General features: G+C 42.3%; 16 protein-coding genes. 12 read left to right on the top strand and 4 right to left on the bottom strand.

The window, feature by feature from the left end:
- The first annotated feature begins 413 nt into the window (after nt 1-413).
- Both mfd and gldJ read left to right on the top strand, forming a co-directional pair.
- Complete coding sequence (gene mfd, locus C7460_RS19115) at nt 414-3773, top strand: transcription-repair coupling factor (RefSeq protein WP_115869741.1); 3360 nt, start codon at nt 414-416, stop codon at nt 3771-3773.
- 141 nt (nt 3774-3914) lie between these two features.
- Nucleotides 3915-5240: a gliding motility lipoprotein GldJ gene (gene gldJ / locus C7460_RS19110; RefSeq protein ID WP_115869740.1), complete on the top strand. Its 1326-nt coding sequence runs from the start codon at nt 3915-3917 to the stop codon at nt 5238-5240.
- Nucleotides 5241-5375: 135 nt separating this feature from the next.
- Here the strand turns inward: gldJ and C7460_RS19105 are convergent, their stop codons facing one another.
- The 3 genes from C7460_RS19105 to C7460_RS23870 all read right to left on the bottom strand — a co-directional run bounded on the left by C7460_RS19105 (nt 5376) and on the right by C7460_RS23870 (nt 8584).
- On the bottom strand, nt 5376-5942 hold the full coding sequence (locus C7460_RS19105) for a class I SAM-dependent methyltransferase (protein WP_115869739.1): 567 nt from the start codon (nt 5940-5942) through the stop codon (nt 5376-5378).
- Between the two features lie 250 nt (nt 5943-6192).
- Entirely contained in the window at nt 6193-6903 is a 711-nt protein-coding gene (locus tag C7460_RS19100) for a hypothetical protein (RefSeq protein WP_115869738.1), read from the bottom strand.
- A 1246-nt stretch (nt 6904-8149) separates the two neighbouring features.
- Entirely contained in the window at nt 8150-8584 is a 435-nt protein-coding gene (locus tag C7460_RS23870; RefSeq protein ID WP_170148104.1) for a ComF family protein, read from the bottom strand.
- Between the two features lie 361 nt (nt 8585-8945).
- On the opposite strand from C7460_RS23870, the gene C7460_RS19080 reads away from it, so the two are divergent.
- From C7460_RS19080 to C7460_RS19045, 8 genes are all read left to right on the top strand, one after another.
- Nucleotides 8946-9314 (top strand): hypothetical protein, encoded by a 369-nt coding sequence (locus C7460_RS19080; protein WP_115869734.1) that lies wholly within the window; start codon nt 8946-8948, stop codon nt 9312-9314.
- A gap of 21 nt (nt 9315-9335) precedes the next feature.
- Nucleotides 9336-12689: a DUF4175 family protein gene (locus C7460_RS19075; RefSeq protein ID WP_115869733.1), complete on the top strand. Its 3354-nt coding sequence runs from the start codon at nt 9336-9338 to the stop codon at nt 12687-12689.
- Nucleotides 12689-13090 (top strand): ATP-binding protein, encoded by a 402-nt coding sequence (locus tag C7460_RS19070; protein ID WP_115869732.1) that lies wholly within the window; start codon nt 12689-12691, stop codon nt 13088-13090. Before C7460_RS19075 ends, C7460_RS19070 begins: the two co-directional genes overlap by 1 nt.
- Nucleotides 13090-13515, top strand: coding sequence for an rRNA maturation RNase YbeY (ybeY, locus tag C7460_RS19065; RefSeq protein WP_115869731.1), 426 nt, complete (start codon nt 13090-13092; stop codon nt 13513-13515). Before C7460_RS19070 ends, ybeY begins: the two co-directional genes overlap by 1 nt.
- Before the next feature lie 73 nt (nt 13516-13588).
- On the top strand, nt 13589-15451 hold the full coding sequence (gene mnmG, locus C7460_RS19060) for a tRNA uridine-5-carboxymethylaminomethyl(34) synthesis enzyme MnmG (protein ID WP_115869730.1): 1863 nt from the start codon (nt 13589-13591) through the stop codon (nt 15449-15451).
- A gap of 3 nt (nt 15452-15454) precedes the next feature.
- Nucleotides 15455-16336: a class I SAM-dependent methyltransferase gene (locus C7460_RS19055; RefSeq protein ID WP_115869729.1), complete on the top strand. Its 882-nt coding sequence runs from the start codon at nt 15455-15457 to the stop codon at nt 16334-16336.
- A complete protein-coding gene (locus C7460_RS19050; RefSeq protein WP_115869728.1) occupies nt 16333-18039 on the top strand; it encodes an Ig-like domain-containing protein in 1707 nt (568 codons plus the stop codon). The genes C7460_RS19055 and C7460_RS19050 overlap by 4 nt, the downstream gene beginning before the upstream one ends.
- Nucleotides 18040-18476: 437 nt before the next feature.
- Nucleotides 18477-20252 carry a tetratricopeptide repeat protein gene (locus tag C7460_RS19045; RefSeq protein WP_221409584.1) on the top strand — a complete coding sequence of 592 codons (1776 nt, stop codon included), beginning with the start codon at nt 18477-18479 and terminating at the stop codon, nt 20250-20252.
- Here C7460_RS19045 and C7460_RS19040 read toward each other — a convergent pair.
- Complete coding sequence (locus C7460_RS19040) at nt 20249-20887, bottom strand: hypothetical protein (protein ID WP_115869726.1); 639 nt, start codon at nt 20885-20887, stop codon at nt 20249-20251. The two genes, C7460_RS19045 and C7460_RS19040, sit on opposite strands and share 4 nt — an antisense overlap.
- A gap of 64 nt (nt 20888-20951) precedes the next feature.
- On the opposite strand from C7460_RS19040, the gene C7460_RS19035 reads away from it, so the two are divergent.
- Both C7460_RS19035 and C7460_RS19030 read left to right on the top strand, forming a co-directional pair.
- Nucleotides 20952-21425, top strand: coding sequence for a MarR family winged helix-turn-helix transcriptional regulator (locus C7460_RS19035; RefSeq protein WP_115869725.1), 474 nt, complete (start codon nt 20952-20954; stop codon nt 21423-21425).
- Nucleotides 21409-23808 (top strand): 3-hydroxyacyl-CoA dehydrogenase/enoyl-CoA hydratase family protein, encoded by a 2400-nt coding sequence (locus C7460_RS19030; protein ID WP_115869724.1) that lies wholly within the window; start codon nt 21409-21411, stop codon nt 23806-23808. Before C7460_RS19035 ends, C7460_RS19030 begins: the two co-directional genes overlap by 17 nt.
- Nucleotides 23809-23844 lie beyond the last annotated feature (36 nt).

The following is a 23844-nucleotide window of genomic DNA, read 5'->3' as shown; positions in this document are numbered from 1 at the left end:
ACGCCTATCTAGGCTATAAAACCCCTGAACAGTTCGGGGAAACTAAATATTCAGAGTGCGCTTAACTAATTGTCCACTTTTTTGTAGCAAATCCAGTCTAATTGGGCAAAGCCATAAAAATAAAGGCGCTCAAACGGAGAGTAAGAGCGCCTTAAATCACCAACCTAACCTAAAAAGAAAGTACATACTAAACGCCGTTTGCGTTTATTATTGTCCAATCTTGAGAAATATATACCGTAATCGGTCTAAAAATGTTTCAAAAATTTCTTTAAATAATTCATTAATAATCAAAATTTGCCTTTTGAACTATTTGAAGGGCTTTTTCATTCATTGAAACACAATGATTTGAGAATGGTTCATTGATAACAGGGAAAAAGTAAAGGACTATTTTTGCACCCTTTAGCGCAAAAGACGTGGAGCCAAACGAACTACTAGCACATTATACATCGAGCGATCTGATCAAGACGATCGCCCATTCGCTCACTCGAAAAAAAACTGTACGTATAAAAGGCCTGGCAGGGAGCTTTGATGCTTTGCTGGCAGCAGCCACTTCCAGTATACATGGTCAGACAGCCATCTATGTGCTGCACGACAAAGAAGAAGCGGCCTATTTCCTCAATGACCTCCAAAACTTTCTACCTCAGGAAAGCCTCATGATGTTTCCGGGCTCCTACAAAAAGCCATATCAGTTTGAGGAAACGGAAAATGCCAATGTACTCCAGCGCGCCGAAGTGCTCAACCAAATCAACAGCCAAAAAAGCAAAGGACTACAAATCATTACTTACCCTGATGCACTTTACGAAAAAGTAATCAACAAGCGCTCGCTATTAGAAAATACCTTTAAAGCCACAGTGGGAGAAAAACTGGATGTGGAATTTCTCAGCGAGCTACTCACCAGTTACGATTTTGAGCGTACCGATTTTGTATATGAAGCCGGGCAATTTTCGGTTCGTGGTGGTATCATCGATGTGTTTTCTTTTGCTCACGATTACCCCTATCGCTTAGAGCTTTTTGGTGATGAGATCGAAAGCATCCGGGAGTTTGACCCAGAGAGCCAGCTGTCTACTACCTCGCTGGAGGAAGTCACGCTCATTCCCAATGTGCAAACCAAGCTGCTCAAGGAAGAACGGCAATCCTTTTTTGAGTTTATCCCTGATGATACCATAGTATGGCTAAAAGATTACCGGGAAACGCTAGACCTTATCGAAAAGGGATTTAATAAAGCTGAAGAGTCTTTTGGCGAAATCATGCGAGTCAGTGGATTCACCCAGGTAGTGCTGAAGCCTACCGACCTGTTCGACTCGGAGCAGTCATTCGACAAACTACTCAAAAAATTCAATCGGGTAGAGTTTGGCAACCGCTACTACCTAAAGCCAGAAGAAGAATTTCAGCTGGAAATCAAACCGCAGCCTCATTTTCATAAAAATTTTGAGCTACTGGCTCAGGACTTGTATCAGTTTCAGGTACAGGATTTTCTACGGATCATCACTGCTGAGTCCTTTAAGCAGCTGGAGCGTCTTGAAACGATCTTTGAAGAAATCAACCACGACCTACGCTTTGACGGTATCGGGGCTTCTCTCAAAGAAGGGTTTATCGATAACCACCATGAGGTGGTGTGTTATACCGATCACCAGATTTTTGATCGGTTTCATCAATACAAGGCCAAGGAAAAATTCTCAAAAAGCAAATCCCTTACCCTACGTGAGCTCAAAACCCTGCAGCCTGGAGATTATGTCGTCCACATCGACTATGGTGTGGGCAGGTTTGCCGGGCTGGATACGGTAGATGTAGGTGGCAATAAGCAGGAAGCCCTGCGACTGATTTACCGCGACGATGACCTGCTCTATGTCAGCATCCATTCCCTGCACAAGGTATCCAAGTACTCCAGCAAGGAGAGCACACCCCCCGCTATCAATAAGCTGGGCACGCAAGACTGGGAAAACAAGAAAAAGAAGGTCAAACGCAAAGTCAAAGACATAGCCAAAGACCTGATCAACCTCTACGCCAAGCGTAAAGCGGCTCCGGGATATGCTTTTCCCGAAGACAACTACCTACAAGCCGAGCTTGAGTCTTCTTTCCTATATCAAGACACACCAGACCAGGCCTCGGCTACACAGGATGTAAAAAAAGACATGGAACTCAACCACCCCATGGACCGACTTGTCTGTGGAGATGTGGGCTTTGGCAAAACAGAAATTGCCGTTCGGGCAGCTTTTAAGGCTGTAAACTCTGGCAAACAGGTAGCAGTGCTCGTTCCTACTACGATTCTTGCCATGCAGCATTACCACACCTTTTCGAAAAGGCTGGAGGATCTTCCGGTGACGGTAGATTACATCAATCGCTTCAAGTCTGCCAAAGAAATCACTGAGGTGAAAAAAGGCGTGAAATCAGGCAAAATCGATATTCTCATCGGTACCCACCGCATTGTCAACAAAGACATTGAATTTAAAGAACTGGGCCTGATGATCATCGACGAAGAGCAGAAGTTTGGGGTGAAAGTAAAAGAGCGCCTCAAAGAAATGCGCGTAAACGTGGATGCGCTCACACTCACTGCCACACCAATCCCACGTACGCTGCACTTTAGTCTGATGGGTGCTCGGGATCTGTCCATTATCTCCACTCCCCCTCCCAACCGCCGACCGGTTACTACGGAGATCCACGAGTTTAACGAAGAAGTCATTCGGGATGCAGTGAGCCACGAGATACGTCGTGGTGGGCAAGTGTTTTTTGTGCACAACAGGATCAGCGATATCGAACATGTGGGCAATATCATCTTTAGGCTGGTGCCAGACGCGCGTATCTGTATAGCCCACGGGCAGATGGACGGCAAGCAGCTCGAAAAAATCATGCTCAAGTTTATCGAAGGAGAGTATGACGTGCTGGTATCTACCAACATCATCGAGTCTGGGCTGGACATCCCCAATGCCAACACCATCATCATCAACCGGGCACATATGTTTGGGCTCTCGGACCTGCACCAGATGCGCGGACGTGTGGGCCGCTCCAACACCAAAGCATACTGCTACCTCATCACCCCACCAGCATCTGGCCTATCGTCGGACGCCCGCAAGCGTCTCACTACGCTGGAAGAATTTTCTGACCTGGGCGATGGCTTCAAAGTAGCCATGCGAGATCTGGACATCCGCGGTGCAGGAAACCTGCTGGGCAGCGAGCAAAGCGGCTTTATCAACGACATGGGTTTTGAGGTATATCACAAAATCCTGGATGAAGCCGTGACCGAACTGAAGGAAACAGAGTTTAAGGAGCTTTTTGAAGATCAAACCGACACTAAGATGCTGCAGGGCATCAAGGAAGACTGTACCATAGAAACGGATATGGAGATTTTGATACCGGAAAATTATGTGTCTAATATCTCCGAGCGCCTCAACCTGTATTCGAAAATGGACAGCCTGCAGACCGAGCCAGAGCTCGCAGAGTTTGTAGAATCCATGAAGGATCGTTTTGGGCCACTGCCCGAACCTGTAGAAAACCTGATAACCTCCGTAAGGGTACGCTGGGCAGCGATAGCATTAGGTTTTGAAAAGGTTTCTATCAAAAACGAGATCATGAAGTGCTATTTGTCAGAAAAAAGAGACGAAAGCTACTTCCAATCAGAGCTGTTTGGAGCCGTGTTACAGTACGTACAAAGCATGCCTAGAAGGTGTAAAATGCGCGAGCATCGCAAAAAACTCATCATCAGCATCAAGGAAATCACGGACATAAACGAAGCTCTTCAGGTGATGGATCAAATGAAAACACCAGTATCTGCATGATTTTCAAGGTGTTTACACAATAATTCACTAATTTTTCTATTTATTCTTTACTAAGCATTCAAAAGATTGCCATTAAAGGCTATTTTTGAAATATTTGTATTTATTAGTAATTTGAAGCGTTTCAAATAAAGAAAACAGGTTATGAAAAAATTTGTGAATGCGATTACGGGCTCGGCCTCTGTGTTGGCCATGTCGGTAATCATGAGTTCTTGTGGGTCAGGTAATCCTACAAGTTCCAATCCCGGCGCTTACAGCACCGCCACCGGGCTGGAGTTTAATGAAGAGGGCGGATTTCAAGTAAACGATTTTAGCGGTCAGCCAGAAGGTCCAAACCTGGTATTTATAGAAGGTGGACGTACTGTGCTAGGTACATTCGAAGAAGATGTGATCAATTCCAACGATCACGTGGAGCGTGCCGTGACTGTAGCGTCCTTTTACATGGACGAAACCGAGGTAGCCAACATCAACTGGCTAGAATACGAATTTTACATCAAGCAAGATTCTGACGAATACTTTTGGCAAAACAACCTTCCTGATACCACAGTATGGGCGAAGGACCTGGCTTACAATGATCCTTATGTAGATCATTACTACCGTTACCCTGGTTTCCGTTATTTCCCAGTAGTGGGTGTAAACTGGAGACAAGCAGTCAACTACTGTAAGTGGAGAACACGCGTGGTAAACATCAAACTAGCCGAAGATGCAGGACTCTATGAGCAAGCTGCTGCAGGTGGTGACGATGCTGCCTTTGCTGGCGCTGAAGGCGACCCTGCTCCTGCTGGTGCATTCCCTAGAATACCGCTAGAGTCTGGCGTAGTGCTTCCTAACTATCGCCTCCCTACTGAGGCTGAGTGGGAATATGCAGCTCAAGCGTTGGTAGGTACTCAGTGGATGGACGAAAACCAAACACACCGTAGACTATACCCATGGGATGGACATGCACTGCGTAATCCTTATGGCAAAAGCATGGGTTACTTCCTGGCCAACTTCAAAAGAGGTAAAGGTGATTATGCCGGTATCGCTGGTAAGCTAAATGACGGTGCAATGATCCCTACTTATGTGTATGACTATCCTCCAAACGACTTTGGACTGTACAACATGGCCGGAAACGTAAATGAGTGGGTGCAGGATGTATACCGTCCGCTATCTCACCAAAACGTGGAAGACATGAACCCTGTACGTAGAGATGGTACGCTAGATCCAGAAAGTGGCTATGATGCTGCATACAACTTCATCGGTAACGAGGGAGACTACACCGAAGAAGAGTGGATCGCTGCTACAGGCCTACAAAAATCTTATAACTCAGACAACCCTCCTACGAAGCGCTTGCGTGTGTACAAAGGCGGCTCGTGGGCAGATGTAGCCTACTGGCTATCACCTGGTACCAGAAGGTTCTTGTTTGAGGATTCTGCTACATCTACCATCGGCTTCCGATGCGCGATGATCCGAGCAGGTACAAACTATTAATACAATAACCTGTTTTTAAAAGCCGGCTTCCCAAAGGGAGGTCGGCTTTTTTATTGGGGTTTGGTGAGAATTGGAGCTCAAAACTGAAAAGCTCTTTTCGCTCGGGTAGGTAATCAGCTAAATCTTGTGAGTAGCCTATTTTTTTATCACAACCATTTTGTATTTGGTGGTTGATTTATGGTTGCTATCCTTATCCTCAAAGACATAGTTGAAATCCAGTTCCGCTGTACGTTCCGAAAATTCAAGATTAACCACAATGTTTTTGAAAATCTTAATCTTGTTGCCAGAGTGCTGGATGCAAAAAACGATTAGCGTCCCCTTTTTTGCGTTGTTGATTACCCGTTCCACGAGTTCAGTCTCCCGTTTCAATTCAGAAGTTCGAAAATGAAACATGCTATCCAAGAGTATAAACTCAAAGTCGGTAAAGTCACGAAAATCATAAATGTCGGCTACTAATCCAGTTAGTTTGATTCCCTGAGTTCTGGCAGAGCGTTCCATTTGTTGGATTCCAACAGCGGAGTTATCAATGCCAGTTACCTCGTATCCGAGTTTAGCCAGAGCAATTGCATCTCTACCTTGACCACATCCAAGATCCAGGAGTTTTCCTCTGGTTGGGTTGTTCGAAAAGAAGCTGATCAGTTCGGGGTAAGGTTCTCCGAATAAGTTCTCCGTTTGATAATGCTTATCATATGCTACCGTCATTGGACTTTGGGGGGATTATTTGAAACGACCAGATCTTAGTCGTATGTCTACGTGACCCATTCCGCAGCTAGTGAATAGCACCAATCTAGTGAAATCTGCTGCGTCCGGCAAGGGGAAGCATACATGCCGGCATAGGCTGGGTTCTGAAAGTGGTGGCAAAAGCACTGCCGTATCCCAGCGGCTGATATCACGGTCGAGCTGCACTGAAACCAGCCAGAATGCACTAAGACATATGCCCGATCAACGATTTCTAGATGGCGTTCTTTACCATTAGTTCTAGGGATTCAGCCGTTAGTTCGGTATCAAATTCAATGTCGTTGTTCAGTCTCAAAAATTGTTTCTGATCCAGGTCTTCGTACATGTCCAACCAAAATGCCTTACCGGTATTGGTTAGTCCTTTCATGTTGTTATCACCGTTTGGGTCGTTCTGCGTAAAGAAACGAGTTCGCCCATTTGAGCTAAACCCATAAACCTCGTTCGATTTGAGTTCATTGGTCAGCCATTGAACTAGAAGGTTGTACCCAAAGAAGCCAATATTTGGTAGTTCTACAACAGAGTAATTTTCTGTTCGCCAAATGTTCATACCGCTGATATCAACTTCTTGACATGTTTCATTTGCTTCATGTATTTGGTCAGTGAGATCAGCGTGGGTGGAGTTCACAACAATATACTTCTTGAACTTTGGAAAGTTCAGGGGTTTTCGGCTTGTCGTTTTATACACCTTCTGGCCTGAGACCTTGTTGATGTACTTAGAAAAGAATTTCTTTCCCAGTTTCCCTTCAACATATAAAATTAGGAGACCAATTGGCAGTAGAATTATCGTTATCAAGCCAAACAGCCGTTCAAATGGCCAGAAAAGAAACCCAAGTACGCCGTTTCCAACATCCTTAGGATATTTGATAACTGTCGCTATCAATGCGAGAATTCCAATTATTATGATAATTGAGACGAAAATTTCCATTTAGCTGACAAGACATGCAACGACCATGTACGCTGTGTACGCCCAATTGGCCAATAACAGCAAAATAGTCAAATCTACCAGTGCTTCCAAAGTTTGTAGAAAGCAGTGCGCTATGAAAGTGAAAAGATCCCGCGAACTGAAGTCTCCGAGCAGCACAAAAATTTCTCGGCGGCTGGATTCAGATGGTAAAAAGCACGTAAGAACATGTCTTATACATTTTGTGAGTAGTTATTTCTTTGCGTTTATAATTTCGTTGAGCTTCCGATCATGTCGCTTGGTTCGAAGTTCATTGCTAAGAATCCACCACATGGCAATTGAATAGCCAATTCCTACAACTACTGTAATCCAATTGAGTTTAAGGAAGAAGATTACAGCTAGAAATATGAACGTTAAAATGATATGAACTGAGTAGTTACTCTTCTCTTCTAGTCTTCGCTGGATAATCATCTTGTTCCCCCGTTTTTTCCCAATTCGCTCTATAGTTTTTTAGTGAATTGTTCTAACGAATAGAACCTATCTAGATCTGCGGTTGAAAAGCAAATTCCATATTTTAGTTCTACTTCATCAATGAACTGGTGAAATCGCTTAACACCTTTAAAAGAGTTCCTAATGTTGTTTTTTGATGCAGGAGCTGTTAGGAGGTAGTCTAAGAACCTTGACTCATCATAATCTGCATTCGGAGTTTGTCGGTTGCGTTGAAATATTTCTATTATATGTGGTTTTAGTTCTTCAGGTGTCATTTTTCGATTGGCGACAATTACTCACAACAAAAATCTCTAGCACACTTAGTACACTATAACCAATTCTATTTTCCCAAATCTAAAGGGTATTTGATTTGATAAAAACCTGTAATAGCTACCTGTGTATAGATCTCGGTTGTATTTAAGCTGGCGTACTCAAGTAAGAGATATACATACCTCAGATCGGTACGCCCTTTTCTAACATATGAGTATCTCATGATTTTCCCAGATGCTTATTTCATTCTATAAATTATTATTATCTATTTTGACTTTTCTATAATTATATCTTTAAAGTCAGCGCACCACGTGAAACATCTCGTTCGAACACTCATTTTAAATCACCTATAATCTATATTTATCAATTGTGGTGTAGTAATACAATATGTTAATAGCATGGACGAATAATATGATGTTACATCCAAAATCACGCTGAGAATGGAAGTAAATCACCTCATTTTCAAAAAGGTAAAATATTGGCCATATTCTGCGTTTTCTGTACGTATAGGCTATTTTCCGGCGGCAATAGTCGCTATGTAAACGCTCGCTGCTTGCCGTAAAATCAATTCGCTGACCAGTTGGCCTGCTGTAGCGCCTGTAGTAAGCACATCATCCACCACCAAAATAGACTTGCCGGCAATTTTTTGTGGTTGTGTCACCTGATAGATGTCCTGTGTGTTTTGCCATCGCTCCACTTTAGATTTTCTCGTTTGAGTACTAGTGCGCTTCACTCGGCGAACCAGCTCAGCATCCATTGGCACTTCCATTATTTCACTGAGACCTTCCCCAAATTTTTCACTTTGGTTGAATCCGCGCTTTTTAAGTTTTGATCTGTGGAGTGGCACGGGTACTATAAGCTCCACTGGCCAATTGGCTTCTAGCAGCTCAGGAGCATAGAGCTTACCCATTAGCGTACCGATTTCTGGCTCATCCTTATACTTCAAAGTGTGAATCAGTCGCTGGGCTACGCCCCCCTTGTGATAGTGCAAAAATGCGGATGCCCCTCGCACTCTCGGCTCATAGACAAATTTCTGTTCTAATGGATTATCCTTTAGTAAATGATAGTGTGTTTTAGGCAGAGAAAACCTACATTTAGTACAAAGGTGTTTTTCTTGATAAAGTAATATTGTGTTACAATGAATACAAACATTAGGAAAGAGCAGATTGTATGAATCCAGCATGTACTCACGCAAGGAATTTTTTACCAAATGGATCATAGAAAACATGTTCATAAACCAGGCACCTAATGTTGTAGTTTGTTGTTATTCAAAGCATAAGAAAAACTAAATATAAGTATTTCGGCTAATGGTATATCAAAAAGATCTGGATATCGAACGGAAATGGGCGCGTTTGATGAAAACCCTGGAAAACAATATGGGTAAGCGTCCGAAGGATCTCAATGCTGTTTTGTTTCTAATTGGCGTGCAGGAGCTTGGCCAAGGTGCTAAAAATTTTGAAAAAGAAGAAAAACAAGACCTGATGCACATTGCGATTTGCAAACTGCTATCATTTTCAGGGTTTTACGAACTGGAAGGTGTAGACGCAGATGGATGGCCACATTGGAGAAATGTCAAACCTCTCCCACGCTTTGATCTGCTCGAACAAGAAAAGCTACTGAAAATGCACGCACTAGACTATTTCACCGAAGAGTTAGGTCTGGCCATTCCATCTTAACCGCAAAAATCACGTATTCTAATGTCTCAGGAAAACATCAAAAACAATCTCAACCGATACAAAACCAAATATTACTGGAACCAGTTGATCAGAGGCATACTGTTTTTGAGTTTTACCATAGGTTCTATTCTACTGATTTTCAGTTTATTAGAAGATATTTTTTGGTTTAGTTCCACGACCCGTTTAGTGCTGTTCGTTGTGTTTTTATTGGCAGTTATAGGGAGCTTTATTCTGTGGATCGGTATTCCATTGCTGGGGTTGCTACACCTGCGCCAGGGCATTACGGACGAGCAAGCAGCGATTGAAATTGGACAACATTTTCCTGAAATAGGTGACAAACTCCTTAACTACCTCCAACTCACTCATTTATCCCAATCCGAATCTACGTTGATTGCTGCGGCATTGAGCCAAAAAACATCCGAACTTAAGCTTTTTTACTTTCCGAAAGCCATTGATTTTCAGGTCAACAAAAAATATGCATTGATCACGCTGGCTTTACTCACCATCCTGGTACTGGCTTCTTTTGTCAATCCTGCATTGTTTACCGAAAGTTCTCTTCGGATAGTAAGATTTAATGAATCTTTTAGCAAGCCGGCCCCTTTTCAATTTGAATTGTTGAGTGATCTGGAAGCTTTCTACAACGATGACTATCAGGTAAAAGTCCAAATTAGTGGTGAGAGTAAACCATCTGAAGTCTACTATAATGAATCAGGTCGTAAGCATCTGATGAAAAGACAAAATGACGGCACATATACTTTTAGTCTGCCTGCAGTACAGCAAGACATCAATTTTCAGTTGGAAGGTGCCGGATTTTATTCCAAACCGTACCAATTGCGCGTATATAAGCGACCGGAAATTCGCAACATGACGCTTCAGTTGGATTACCCAGCATATACAGGACTTGCAGATGAGTCTATCGCCAATACAGGCAGCGTCATCGTACCTGAAGGTACTACAATCAAGTGGTCTATCACTACTAGCGATACTGATGAAATCGTTTTTGCTACCGAGGATACAGCAAAAGCTTTTCAGCAAGACAATGCCGACTTTACTTATCAGCAAACTGCAAAGTCTTCTTTTGCTTACAAGCTAAACATGAAAAATGCCCATGGTAGCAATAAAAGCCCAATACAATACGAAGTATCTGTAGTAAAAGACGAAGCACCGTCTATAGAAACGACCTTTTTGCCAGATACTATCACTTATAAATCGCTGGCCATTACAGGTAATATCACTGACGACTATGGCTTTAGAGATCTAGGTATCATCTACGAGATTGGGGCCGCTACTACTGGATATATCCCTGTAAGCATCAAAAGTCAGCAGCAAAGCCAACAGTTTTATTTTCAATGGGATCTGGATACGCTGGAGCTAGATGCTCAAACACCACTCGTAATCTATGCACGCGTTCGTGACAATGACGCAGTAAATGGCTTCAAAAGCGTCTATTCTGAGAAATATGTCATGCAGAGTCCGAGCGATGAAGAAATCAATGAACTGATAGACAATAAAACTGAAGCTTCGGAAAACCAGATGGAAAAATCACTGGAGATGTCCGAAACGCTCAACGAACAGCTCAAAGAGCTGGATGAACGACTGAAGAACAAAAAAGAAATGGGCTGGCAAGAAGAAAAGCTCCTGGAAGACATCATTAAAAACAAAGAAAAACTTGAAAAGGAAATAGAAGAGCTCAACCAAAAACACAAAGAACTACTCAACAGCCAGAAAGAATTTGGTAAACAAAGTGAAAAGATCCAGAAAAAATCTGAGGAGCTACAGCAGCTAATCAATGAAGTACTGGATGAGGAGACCAAAAAGCTCTACGATGAGCTCCAGCAACTGCTCAAAGAAAAGAGCAAGGCTAATGAGGTAATGGATCAGCTTTCGAAAATCAATCACAAAGAGAAGAACCTGGAAAAAGAACTGGAACGTGCTCTGGAGCTATTCAAGCGCCTAAAACTGGAAACACAACTAGAACAAACAGCTAAGGAGCTGGAGAAACTAGGCGACAAACAAGAAAAGCTTGGTGAGCAGCTCCAAAACCAGAATGAAGATCCTAAAGCTGATCAACAGCAGGGAGACCAGGAGGATCAGCAACGAGGTGAAGAAAAACCATCTACAACAGAACAACAGCAGGAGGATATCAAAGAAAAATTTGAAGAACTAGAAAAACAGCTGCAAAAAGCCGAGCAACTGAACCAGGAACTAAAGAATCCGGAACCGCTGGAAGATTTCAATGAAGAACAACAGGACATCAACGAAAAACTGGATGAAATTCCGCAGGACCTTAAGCAAGATCAGAACAAGGCAGGACAGAAAATGAAAAATGCCGGACAGAAGATGAAGTCCATGGCTAAGAAAATGCAGCAAATGCAGATGAGCATGGAGATGGAAATGATGTCCGAAAACATCGATCATCTGAGAGACATCCTGGACAATCTGATCAAATTGTCTTTTGAACAGGAGCAAATCATCCAGGAAATAAAAGGTGTACGGCAAATTGATCCACGGTTTATCGAGCTCTCCCAAGATCAGCTCCAACTAGAGGCCAATGCAGAGGTCATAGAAGACAGCCTCTTATCGTTGGCTAGCAGAGTAGCGCAGATTAGCAATTTCGTGACACGTGAGGTTTCAGAGATCAATAGAAACCTGGATGCCACCATGGTAGAGCTTCGTGAGCGCAATAAAGGCAAGGCAGCCAGTCATCAGCAGTTTGCCATGACATCTATGAACAATCTGGCACTTTTACTAGACGATGTGCTACAGCAAATGCAAATGGCCATGGCCGAAGCGATGGGACAACCCAAGAAAAATGGTCAGCAGCAAAACTCTCTACCCAGTATGTCAGAGATGCAGCAACAGCTGAGCGAACAAATCCAGCAGCTTAAGAAAAGTGGGAAGTCTGGTAGAGAACTATCTGAAGAACTGGCACGCATGGCCGCAGAGCAGGCAGAACTCAGACGTCAGCTAGAGGAGATGCAGCAGCAACTGGCCGGACAGCCAGGTATGGAAGGAGAAGATGGACAAGAAGGAGGCACAGGAAACAAGCTAAAAGAGGCCATAGAGAAAATGGAAGAGAATGAAGTAGACCTGGTAAACAAAAGATTAACTCAACAGCTTATCGAAAGACAGCAAGACATCATCACTAGAATGCTAGAAGCTGAGGAATCACTCCGTGAACAAAAACAATCACCTGAACGAGAAGGTGAAACTGCTACGCAAAAAGAACGTAGACTCCCTCCTGCCATCGATGAATATTTGAAAGCAAAACGAGAAGAGATAGAATTATTAAAAACTATACCATTAGATTTAAATCCTTTTTATAAAAAAGAAGTAAACGATTATTTTAGGCGCTTAAGCGGACAAGAACAATAATGGACACAATACAAATACAGATCCCCTCCCTTTCTGAAAACATCAGAATTGTAGAAAGTTTTATCGACAATGCCAAGGAGAAGTTTGAGCTAAATGATGACATCTATGGCAACATCATGATAGCTGTCACTGAGTCCGTAAACAATGCCATCATCCATGGCAACAAGCTATCGAAAGACAAGAACGTATCACTACGACTCAAGGTAGACGACAACACGCTCCGTTTTACTGTGCAGGATGAAGGTCCGGGTTTTGACTACAACGATCTACCCGACCCTACTGCTCCAGAAAATCTCGACAAACCCGGAGGCCGTGGGATCTTTTTGATGAAGAACCTTTGTGACGAAGTGAAATTTGAAGACGATGGACGAGCAGTCATCCTATCGTTCTACTTGCACTAATGGGATCTATCAACTTTTTTCAGGAGGATTGCGAATACGCTCCTGCTTCTCCAGAGGCACTCATCCAGTGGCTCCATCAGATAGCAGCAGACCATCAGTATCTGATTGAGGACCTCAACTATATTTTTTGTTCAGATGAGTATCTACTTGGAGTCAACCGCCAGTTCCTGGATCACGATTATTATACAGATATTATCACCTTTGACAACTCCCTGGAAGCTGGGCAGATCATCTCTGATATCTTTATCAGTATAGACCGAGTAAAAGACAATGCACAGGACCTGGGTATAAGTGAGCAATCTGAACTACATCGGGTAATGGCACATGGGCTTCTCCACCTGCTAGGTTATCAGGATAAGACCGATGATCAAAAAATCATAATGAGGCAAAAAGAAGACACCTGCTTATCTTTGCTAAAAATATAGTTCCACGTGGAACACCTGTTGGTGTTTCAGTGTTCGATGTTCTTAATGTTTCACGTGAAACCTTTTTCAATTTATGTTTCAGGAATATGATGTCATAGTAGTAGGCGCAGGTCATGCTGGATGTGAGGCCGCAGCTGCCGCAGCCAACATGGGCTCGAAAGTATTGCTCGCTACTATGAATATGAATACAATTGCCCAGATGTCATGTAACCCTGCTATGGGTGGAGTGGCAAAAGGTCAGATCGTTCGAGAGATAGATGCACTCGGAGGTTACTCAGGTATCATTACCGATAAGTCAATGATTCAGTTTCGCATGCTCAACCGTAGCAAAGGTCCAGCTATGTGGAGTCCCAGAGCTCAGTCTGACCGTATGCGTTTTGCAGAAGAATGGAGACTGGCACTGGAAGCTACACCTAATGTAGACTTCTGGCAAGAAATGATCACAGGACTGATTGTAGAAGGTCAAAGAGTAACAGGTGTCAAAACCAGTTTAGGACTCGAGATTAAAGCCAAAGCAGTCATTCTTACCAATGGCACTTTTCTCAATGGACTCATCCATATAGGTGAAAAACAGTTTGGTGGCGGCAGATCAGGAGAACGAGCAGCTAAAGGAATCACCGAAGTGCTGATCGATCTCGGCTTTGAAGCAGGAAGAATGAAAACCGGAACACCTCCACGTGTAGATGGTAGGAGCCTGGATTATTCCAAAATGGAAGAACAATTTGGAGATGAAGAACCAGGTAAGTTTTCATACATGAAAACCAAACCACTTCAAAAGCAAAGAAGCTGTTGGATTACCTATACCAATACTGATGTGCATGATGTCTTGCAAACAGGATTTGATCAATCTCCGATGTTTAATGGACGCATCAAAGGATTGGGTCCACGCTATTGTCCTTCCATAGAAGACAAGATCAATCGATTTGCAGAACGTGATCGCCATCAAATATTTGTGGAGCCAGAAGGATGGGATACAGTGGAAGTCTATGTCAATGGCTTTTCTACTTCACTACCTGAAGATGTGCAGTACAAAGCCATGCAACTTATACCTGGATTTGAAAAGGCTAAAATGTTCCGTCCAGGCTATGCCATAGAGTATGACTTCTTCCCTCCTACTCAGCTCAATCTCACCTTAGAAACTAAGCTGATTCAAAACCTATATTTTGCCGGACAGATCAATGGCACCACAGGATATGAAGAAGCAGCGTGCCAGGGACTCATGGCCGGCATCAATGCGCACCTAAAAATCAATGAAAAAGAACCCTTAGTTCTTAAGAGATCAGAAGCATACATTGGAGTATTAATTGATGATCTCATCAACAAAGGGACCAACGAGCCTTACCGGATGTTTACTTCACGAGCAGAATTTAGGCTATTACTTAGACAAGACAATGCAGATCTGAGGTTGACTCCTATCGCCCATGAAATAGGACTGGCAACAGAAGAACGCTATCAACTAACCATCGAAAAAATGCATGGTACCAAAACATTGATCAATGATCTGAAACAAAAGAAATATAAACCTGCTGATATCAATCCAAAACTGGCAGCTATTGACTCAGCTCCAGTAAAAGATAAGTCCTCACTTTATCAACTCCTAAAGCGTCCAGATCTCAAGTTATCATCATTTGAACAGCTAGATGATACTTTCGCTTCGTATAGAGAAAAGATAGCACCGGAAGTACAGCATCAAGCCGAAATACAAGTTAAGTATGAAACCTATATTCAGAGGGAACAAGAGAACTCAGAAAAGCTGGCCAATCTTGACAACAAGAAAATTAATCCAGAATTTGATTATCAAAAAATAACAGCACTTTCAGCAGAAGCAAGAGAAAAATTATTGAAAGTAAAACCGACAACCCTGGGCCAGGCTTCACGCATTAGTGGAGTCACACCAGCTGATGTTTCTATACTCATGGTATATCTCGCTAAATAACTTATGTACGAAAAACTCGAAGTTTGCCCGTCTTGCAAACACACAGCATTTTCAAACTTTCTCATCGCTGAAGATCATACAGTCAGTAAAGAAAGCTTTGCATTGGTAAAGTGTGACAAATGTCAACTAATCTTTACCAATCCAAGACCAGATGAAGTGCATATAGGTAAATACTATGAAAGTGATAATTACATATCTCACACGAATAGTGGCAATAACCCTATCAACCTAATCTATAAACTGGTTCGAAAATACACCTTACGACAAAAGGTAAACCTAATAGCAAAGTACACTTCTGGTAAACGAATTCTAGATTTTGGATGTGGTACAGGTGCCTATCTGCATTCTTTACAGCAAGCAAACTTTGATATAGCTGGATTTGAACCAAACGAACAAGCTCGTGAAATAGCATCCAACCTTACCGGTATAGAGATCTTTCATGAACAGAAGCAACTTAAAAATGCAGATAACTTCCATGCAGTGACTGCCTGGCATGTAATCGAACATGTACATCAACTAAGGGATACGCTAAAGCTGCTACGAAGTAAAACAGCCGATGATGGATATTTATTCATAGCAGTACCAAATGCAGCATCATATGATGCCCAACACTATAAGGAAAAATGGGCAGCATATGATGTACCCAGACACTTGTATCATTTCACACCAGAGTCATTTAGATTTTTAGCTAATAAGTCAAAATTGAAGGTAGTAGATATGCTACCCATGAAATTTGATTCGTACTATGTTTCACTCCTCAGTGAACAATATACTCATGGTCGTACCAAACCCATAGCCGCATTTAAACGAGGCATGATTTCAAATCAAAAAGCCTATAAATCCAGAGACTATTCGAGCATCATATACGTTCTTCAAAAAAAATGAAAAACCTACTAGTAGCCTTCAGTATACTTATCATTCTTGATCTACTAACCTCTCAGTGTGCCAATCCCCTAACACCTACTGGCGGACCTAAAGACACCATACCTCCTACACTAATCTCATCTACTCCAGAAGATCAATCACTTCTATTTGATAAGACCGAAATAGTCCTTTCATTTGATGAACGAGTCACTGCCGAAAAACTGAAATCAAACCTTGTGATCACACCGATTTATGAATCGAAATTTAAAACACTCGTTAAAAAGAACATAGTGACCATTCAGTTTGAAGAAGACTTTGAAGACAGTACCACCTATACTTTAAATTTCTTTGACGGCATTACAGACATAACCGAAAAAAATGCAGCAGAAAATCTAATCATTGCATTTAGTACTGGAAACTATATAGATTCCCTTTCCATCATTGGAGCAGTAAAAGATCTGTTCTCCAATAAACCAATGGAAAAAATGATTGTAGGACTTTATCGTATTACAGATAGTCTGGATTTTAAAAAAGATAAACCTACCTATTTTACATCTACCGATGAATATGGTGCGTTTAAACTACAAAACATCAAAGCCAACAATTATAGACTTTTGGCCTTTAAAGATGAGAATAGAAATTTGCTATTTGATGCGGCTACAGAAGCTTATGGCTTTAAAGCAGATACACTAAAATTAGTGGAATCAATTACCGACAGTCTGTTTATACCCTCATTACAAATTGATGCTAGTTCATTAGAATTTATTTCAGCTCGTCCAACAGGTAGATATTACGAAGTAAAATATACCAAGCAAGTTGTATCCTTTGATTACTCCAACAGTGATTCACTTTATCTACCCGCCAAAATTGTAGGAGAAAACAAAACACTCAGATTTTATAACAATGACAATGTCAGTGACAGCACACAAACCATAGTATCAGTGCGTGATAGTTTAGCTAATTCTCGTTCTGATACATTGTATGTGATGTTTAAAGAATCTTCTAGAAAACCAGAAGAATATTCCCTTTCTCTCCTACCAAAAAATGGACAAGGACTATTTCCGCCCTATCGTTTTCATATTAATTTCAGTAAACCTTCTACTTTAATTGACTCATTTTTCGTAAGGATTCCTATTGATACACTCATTGAATTAAGTCCACAACCAAAAGACTTCACGTGGAACAGCAATAACACCCAATTTTCTTTTCAATTAGAACTTGATAAAAAGCAACTAATAGATACTATCACTAACTACCGATCAACGCTTCAATTAGATTCAGTAAATCTGGATTCATTGCATTTACTCATTGATCAAAACTTACAGCGATACAATCCAGAACAATTTAAAATGGTGATAGTAGACAGTGCCTTCATATCAGTAGAGCATGATACATCTACTTCATTGAGCAACAGCTATAAATTTGGACAAACAGAAAACTATGGATTGGTACGTGTCCAGATAAATACCGATCACACCTCCTACCGTGTACAGCTAATGTCCAGAGAAGAGGTAGCCGCAGAAATGTCTAACTGTTCTGATTGTACATTTACCAATGTGAAACCTGGTGATTATTGGGTAAGAGTGCTCATAGACAGCAACCAGGATGGAAAATGGACCATAGGTAATCTGATACAAAACAAAGAACCAGAACCTGTTTACTACTTTCCAGAGGAAACTACCCTACGTGCAAACTGGGAAGTAGAGCTCAGTTATACACTCTGAATAACTCATAATTACGGTGGATAAGTACTGTAGCTTATCCACCCCTATCCACCATATCCTTATTCTGGCTCCTTCACCAATACCCATCAAGGTATAACTCGGTACTTATCCTCTTCTTTCAACTCACTAACCCACACTCATTCACTAATCCACAGTCCACATATAACCGATTAACAATTATCTACAGAATAAATTAATCAATTCATAATCAATACTTTACAATGGTAAAACCATGTGGATAGTAATTTCTAAATTAGAGCTTATAAACAAATCAATTAACCAAATTTAATTTTCATCACTTTCCCACATATCCACAGGGTTAATAGTAGAAATAGTCTTTTATTTAAAACTTAAATATTATTTATTAAGTAGATAGATTACGTGGATAACTCAGCTCGCATATGAAATCACTCTTTGCCATTTGCTTTATTATAATAATGATTGGGATTCCGGCCGCCGCGCAAAACCAGAATGCCAAGCTTGCCAACGAGTATTATCAACAGGGTGAATTTGATAAAGCGCTTGAACTTTACCAGGATCTCGATAAAAACAAATCAGCCATTCCGCTGATCCACGCCAATTATCTACAATTGTTGATAGAGAAGGAATCCTACAATGCTGCTGAGAAATACCTCAATAGGGTGATGAAATACTTTCCCAACAATCTGCAGTATAAAGTGGATTTGGCATTTTTCTTTCATACGACTAACAAGTCCGATCATTTTGAGAAATATATCCACAATCTCCAAAAGCAATTTGGGGATAATCAATACCAGCTGAGCGCACTGGCGCAAAATTTCGTGGCTCGTCAGCTATACGATGTTGGCTTGCTATTTTATGAGAAGGCTCGAAAAGCAAACGGCCGCTTCGCGGCATTCGCCCTGGACATGGCGGCCATTCACAGGCTAAAAAATGACAAAGCTGCCATGACACGTGAGTACATCAATTATGCCGAAGGAAATCCCGCCAATATTTCATATGTGAAAAACCTCTTTCAAAACATCCTTACTGAGCCCGAAGATCAGGAATACCTCGAGCAAACGTTGATAGAAAAAATTCAAAAAAATCCGGAGCAAACGCTTTATGCAGATTTACTCATTTGGCTTGAGCTACAACGAAAGAATTTTTATGCTGCTTTTCTCCAGGCTCGAGCGTTAGACAGACGCAACCAACAACCCGGCGATGAATCCATGCGCATCGCGCGAATTGCTTTCGACAATAAATCCTGGGATGATGCTTCTGATATATTTGAGTATGTAATAAAAACCTACCCCGACTCCTATAATTACGCTACCGCACGTCGCTTGCTCATTCGCTCCCAGGAAAATAAAATAAAAAGTGAATTTCCCGTAGACGAAAATGCCATTCGTCTCCTCGTACAGGAATATGCTGCGCTCCAGCAAGAACTGGGTATCAATCCCACCACTTTGGAGGCACGTCGCAATCAGGCATTGCTGCACGCATTTTATCTAGATGAGATGGACACGGCTATCGCTATTTTAGATTTCGTAATTAGCAACAGGCGCTCACCTAAATCTCTGATCGCTGAATCTAAACTCGATCTGGGAGATATCTACTTACTCACGGAGCAGCCATGGGAGTCTACTCTACTGTACTCACAGGTAGAAAAGTCTCACAAAGAATCACCCCTCGCCTATGAAGCCAAGTTGCGAAATGCTCGACTCAATTACTTTACCGGCAACTTTGCCCTGGCTAAAAGTCATCTGGATATACTGAAGCTAGCTACCACCCGCACTATCTCCAATGACGCCATAGCACTGAGCATGCTAATCTCAGACAATACAGCATTCGACTCTACAGATCAGGTCATGCAGAGTTTTGCTTTTGCCGAACTGCTTATCTTCAGAAACCAACATGAAGAAGCCCGATCGGTATTGAATACCATACTGGAAGAAAATCCCGGACATAGCATCACAGATGAAATTTTTTGGCTTCAAGCCAAAATGGATTTGCAAGCTGGCGCCTATCAGCAAGCGATCGATAAGCTGGACGAAATCATCAATGGCTATGGATACGACATACTAAGTGATGATGCTCATTTCCAAAAAGGAATGATCGTACAAGACTATCTCAAAGAAGATGAGCAGGCCACAGCTATTTTCACAGATTTTTTACAAAAACATCCCGGTAGTAGGCATGCAGCGGAAGCAAGAATGCGCATTAGAAATATGCGTGGAGATCTGATCAACTAAAGCAAAATAAACCTCGGGTCAGGTTCCATCAGTCCCGGAGCAGGGGTAAAATGCTTATTAAAAAATCCATTGAGATGATCACGCGTGCTGTCTGACAATAACTCCTGAAGCTCATCCAACACCTGACCAGATACCATGTACGGAGGCATGGTCAGATTGATCTTATCTCCAGAACAAAAAGCAAAAATCTGATATTCTTCGCAAGTGTCTGCAGATTTGCCAGTGACCATGCATTGCTCAATCAGGCCAGGGATGTTTCCTTGAGATTCTTGTAACTGACGTAGACGACCTTCTGATGCAAAATGACGCTGCATATAGTCTTGCATGACACTGAGCGATTCCTTCGAAATTCCCTTTTGAAGTTCCTGCGCACATTCCAGACAGATGGCATAGTCAAAGATTACATCCTTAGCACGAAATCCCTGATAGTTGCGTACCGCCTTTTCAATCAAATAATTCGTTCCTTCATCTAAGAGATATTTTTCACATTCTAAACAATGTGAAAAAGGGGCATCTGTTTCAAACGAGTGAAAGGCCTTTTCAATAGGTACGAATTCAGGGTTTTCTTCTTTCATGGCATCAAAACTAATTATTACCGCACTGCTTTCCCAAAGCAGAATATAGTATGCATGCATAACAAAATTTTCGTATATTTGATAACCTTCCTAAAGGAGGAAGACCAATGATAGATGTAGCAGCATGAAGAGAGAAGAAACTTTAGACTATAACATAAAAATTGCCTGGCATGCCATTTCTAGAATGTACAATCAGTACGGACAGGAATTTGATGTGACCGCCTCTACCGGATTTGTACTCTTAAACATAGATGTAGAAAACGGCACACCGGCTACTAAAATAGCACCGCTCATGGGTCTGGAGGCCCGGTCTCTTACGCGAATGCTCAAAACAATGGAGGAGAAAAAATGGATCTATAGAGAGAAAGATCCAACAGATGGACGATCTGTTCGTATCTTCCTTACACCCCTGGGTAGGGAAAAGCGAGAGTTTTCGCGAAGAGCTGTTCGTGAGTTTAACACACGAATCAGAGAGCGCATACCCTCCGAACACATCGAAATATTTATACAAGTGGCACAAACCGTCACAGAAATGATTGAAGACAAAACCCTATTAGATAAACTAGCAGAAGCCTTTATTTATGAAACGAAACATTAAGAAAGCCGTGGTATTGGGTTCTGGTATAATGGGATCGCGCATCGCATGCCATTTTGCCAATATTGGACTGGAAGTACTCCTTCTGGATCTGAGCCCTAAAGAACTGAGCGATCAGGAAAAAGCCAAGGGACTATCGCTTGACTCACCCCAGGTTAAAAATCGAGTAGTGAACGACTCACTACAAGCAGCCATTAAGTCTAAGCCCTCGCCCCTCTATCACAAAGATCGGGCAGCACTTATCCAAACTGGAAACTTTGATGATGATCTTCACAAAATCGCCGATTACGACTGGGTGATCGAGGCAATTGTAGAAAACCTCGAAATCAAAAAATCCCTTTTCGAAAAAGTAGAGCAGCATCGCAAACCAGGGACGCTGATTACATCAAATACATCAGGCATTCCGATCAACCTCATGCTTGAAGGCAGAAGTGAAGACTTTCAAAAACATTTCTGTGGCACTCACTTCTTTAACCCGCCGAGATATTTGAGGCTCTTTGAAGTTATCCCTACCAAAAAGACGGATCCCGAAGTGGTAGACTTCTTCCTGAACTACGGAGATCTCTATCTGGGTAAGGAGACAGTTCTTTGTAAAGACACTCCAGCTTTTATCGCAAACCGAGTGGGCATCTACGGCATCATGTCTGGCATGCACACCGTAGAAAAAATGGGCCTTACGGTAAACGAAGTAGATAAACTGACAGGGCCTGTAATCGGCCGACCCAAGTCGGCGACCTTCCGCACCATGGATGTAGTGGGGCTGGATACGGCCGTAAAAGTAGCCGCCGGATTGTATGAAGGACTTCCCAAAGATGAAAGCAGAGAGACTTTTAAACTTCCCAAAATTGTAAAGGAGCTTTACGACAAAAAATGGTGGGGAGACAAAACCAAACAAGGCTATTATAAGAAACTAGTCAATGAGGGCAAAAAGGAAATCCTGGAGCTCAACCTTCAGACGTTTGAGTACGAGTCCAAGTCCAAAGTAAAACTGGATGTGCTCGAAAAAACCAAAAATGAAGAAGACCTTAAAAAGAGGTTACAACTAGCCATTAGTGACCAGGGCAAAGAAGGAGATTTTTACCGAGCGACATTCTTCGATCTGTTTAGATATTGCACATTTCGCATACCTGAGATTGCCGACGAACTGTACCGCATAGATCAGGCAGTAGCTGCTGGCTTTGGCTGGGAGCTCGGCCCATTCGAAACCTGGGACGCCATGGGCGTAAAAGAATGTGTGGAACAGATGAAAGCCATGGACCTTGCGCCTGCTGCATGGGTAGACGAAATGTTGGCTGCTGGCCATGAGACATTCTATACCTACGAAAATGGGCAGAAAAAATACTACGACATAGCTTCTAAAGCCTACAAGGTAGTTCCTGGAACAGAAGGATTTATTTATCTGGATGCTTTCAAAGAAAACAATGTGGTGTGGAGCAATGATGGCGCCACCATTTATGATATCGGTGATGGTGTGCTCAATGTGGAATTCCATACCAAAATGAACTCCATTGGTGGCGAAGTGATAGAAGGAATCAATACCGCCATCTCAATGGCCGAAAAGGAATATCGAGGAGTAGTTATTGGAAACGAAGGGCAAAATTTCTCTGCAGGAGCAAATCTGGCAATGCTCTTTATGTATGCAGTAGATCAGGAGTTTGACGAAATCGATTTAATGATCCGCCAGTTTCAGCAGACCATGACACGAGCTAGATTTTCTGCCGTACCAGTGGTGGCTGCTACTTCTGGGCTGGCATTAGGCGGTGGTTGTGAGTTGTCACTTCATTGTGATGCCATTCAGGCACATGCCGAAACGTACATTGGCCTGGTGGAAGTAGGTGTAGGCGTAATACCCGGTGGTGGTGGCACCAAAGAGCTTACCATGAGAGCTGCCGATCAGTACATGCCCAATGATCCAGAACTAAACATCCTACAAGAGTATTTTATGAATATCGCTACGGCCAAAGTAGCTACTTCGGCGGTGGAAGCCAGAGATATGGACATCCTGCGTGGATCTGACCGGATTACACTCAATCGGGCCCGACTCCTGGCAGATGCCAAAAAACGCGTACTCGAACTGGCCGATGCGGGTTATACCATGCCCACACAGCGTCAGGATATCAAAGTTCATGGACGATCGAGCATGGCCATGTTTGAAGCAGGAATCACCGGCATGAAATACGGTGCATATATCTCTGATCATGATGCCAAAATTGCACGTAAGCTCGCTTTCGTGATGAGTGGCGGTGACCTGACCTCACCTACACTCGTTTCCGAAGATTACTTATTGGACCTGGAGCGTGAAGCCTTCTTGAGTCTTTGTGGTGAACCCAAAACCCTCGAACTTATTCAAAGCGTGCTGTTTAAGGGAAAACCACTTAGGAATTAATAGGTAGTGAGATGTTAGACATTAGACCAAAGACTC

It is taken from the genome of Marinoscillum furvescens DSM 4134 (assembly GCF_003386095.1).
GTDB lineage: Bacteria > Bacteroidota > Bacteroidia > Cytophagales > Cyclobacteriaceae > Marinoscillum > Marinoscillum furvescens.
Note: the sequence above shows the minus strand (reverse complement) of the source record. Positions and strands in the feature narration are given on the sequence as shown.

Coding starts and splice junctions, on each gene's coding strand:
- C7460_RS19050 (WP_115869728.1), top strand. CDS start 16,333: ATGAAAAACCTACTAGTAGCCTTCAGTATACTTATCATTCTTGATCTA.
- C7460_RS19100 (WP_115869738.1), bottom strand. CDS start 6,903: ATGGAAATTTTCGTCTCAATTATCATAATAATTGGAATTCTCGCATTG.
- C7460_RS19080 (WP_115869734.1), top strand. CDS start 8,946: ATGGTATATCAAAAAGATCTGGATATCGAACGGAAATGGGCGCGTTTG.
- C7460_RS19070 (WP_115869732.1), top strand. CDS start 12,689: ATGGACACAATACAAATACAGATCCCCTCCCTTTCTGAAAACATCAGA.
- ybeY (WP_115869731.1), top strand. CDS start 13,090: ATGGGATCTATCAACTTTTTTCAGGAGGATTGCGAATACGCTCCTGCT.
- mnmG (WP_115869730.1), top strand. CDS start 13,589: ATGTTTCAGGAATATGATGTCATAGTAGTAGGCGCAGGTCATGCTGGA.
- C7460_RS19105 (WP_115869739.1), bottom strand. CDS start 5,942: ATGACGGTAGCATATGATAAGCATTATCAAACGGAGAACTTATTCGGA.
- gldJ (WP_115869740.1), top strand. CDS start 3,915: ATGAAAAAATTTGTGAATGCGATTACGGGCTCGGCCTCTGTGTTGGCC.
- C7460_RS19035 (WP_115869725.1), top strand. CDS start 20,952: ATGAAGAGAGAAGAAACTTTAGACTATAACATAAAAATTGCCTGGCAT.
- C7460_RS19055 (WP_115869729.1), top strand. CDS start 15,455: ATGTACGAAAAACTCGAAGTTTGCCCGTCTTGCAAACACACAGCATTT.
- C7460_RS19030 (WP_115869724.1), top strand. CDS start 21,409: ATGAAACGAAACATTAAGAAAGCCGTGGTATTGGGTTCTGGTATAATG.
- C7460_RS19040 (WP_115869726.1), bottom strand. CDS start 20,887: ATGCATGCATACTATATTCTGCTTTGGGAAAGCAGTGCGGTAATAATT.
- C7460_RS19075 (WP_115869733.1), top strand. CDS start 9,336: ATGTCTCAGGAAAACATCAAAAACAATCTCAACCGATACAAAACCAAA.
- C7460_RS19045 (WP_221409584.1), top strand. CDS start 18,477: ATGATTGGGATTCCGGCCGCCGCGCAAAACCAGAATGCCAAGCTTGCC.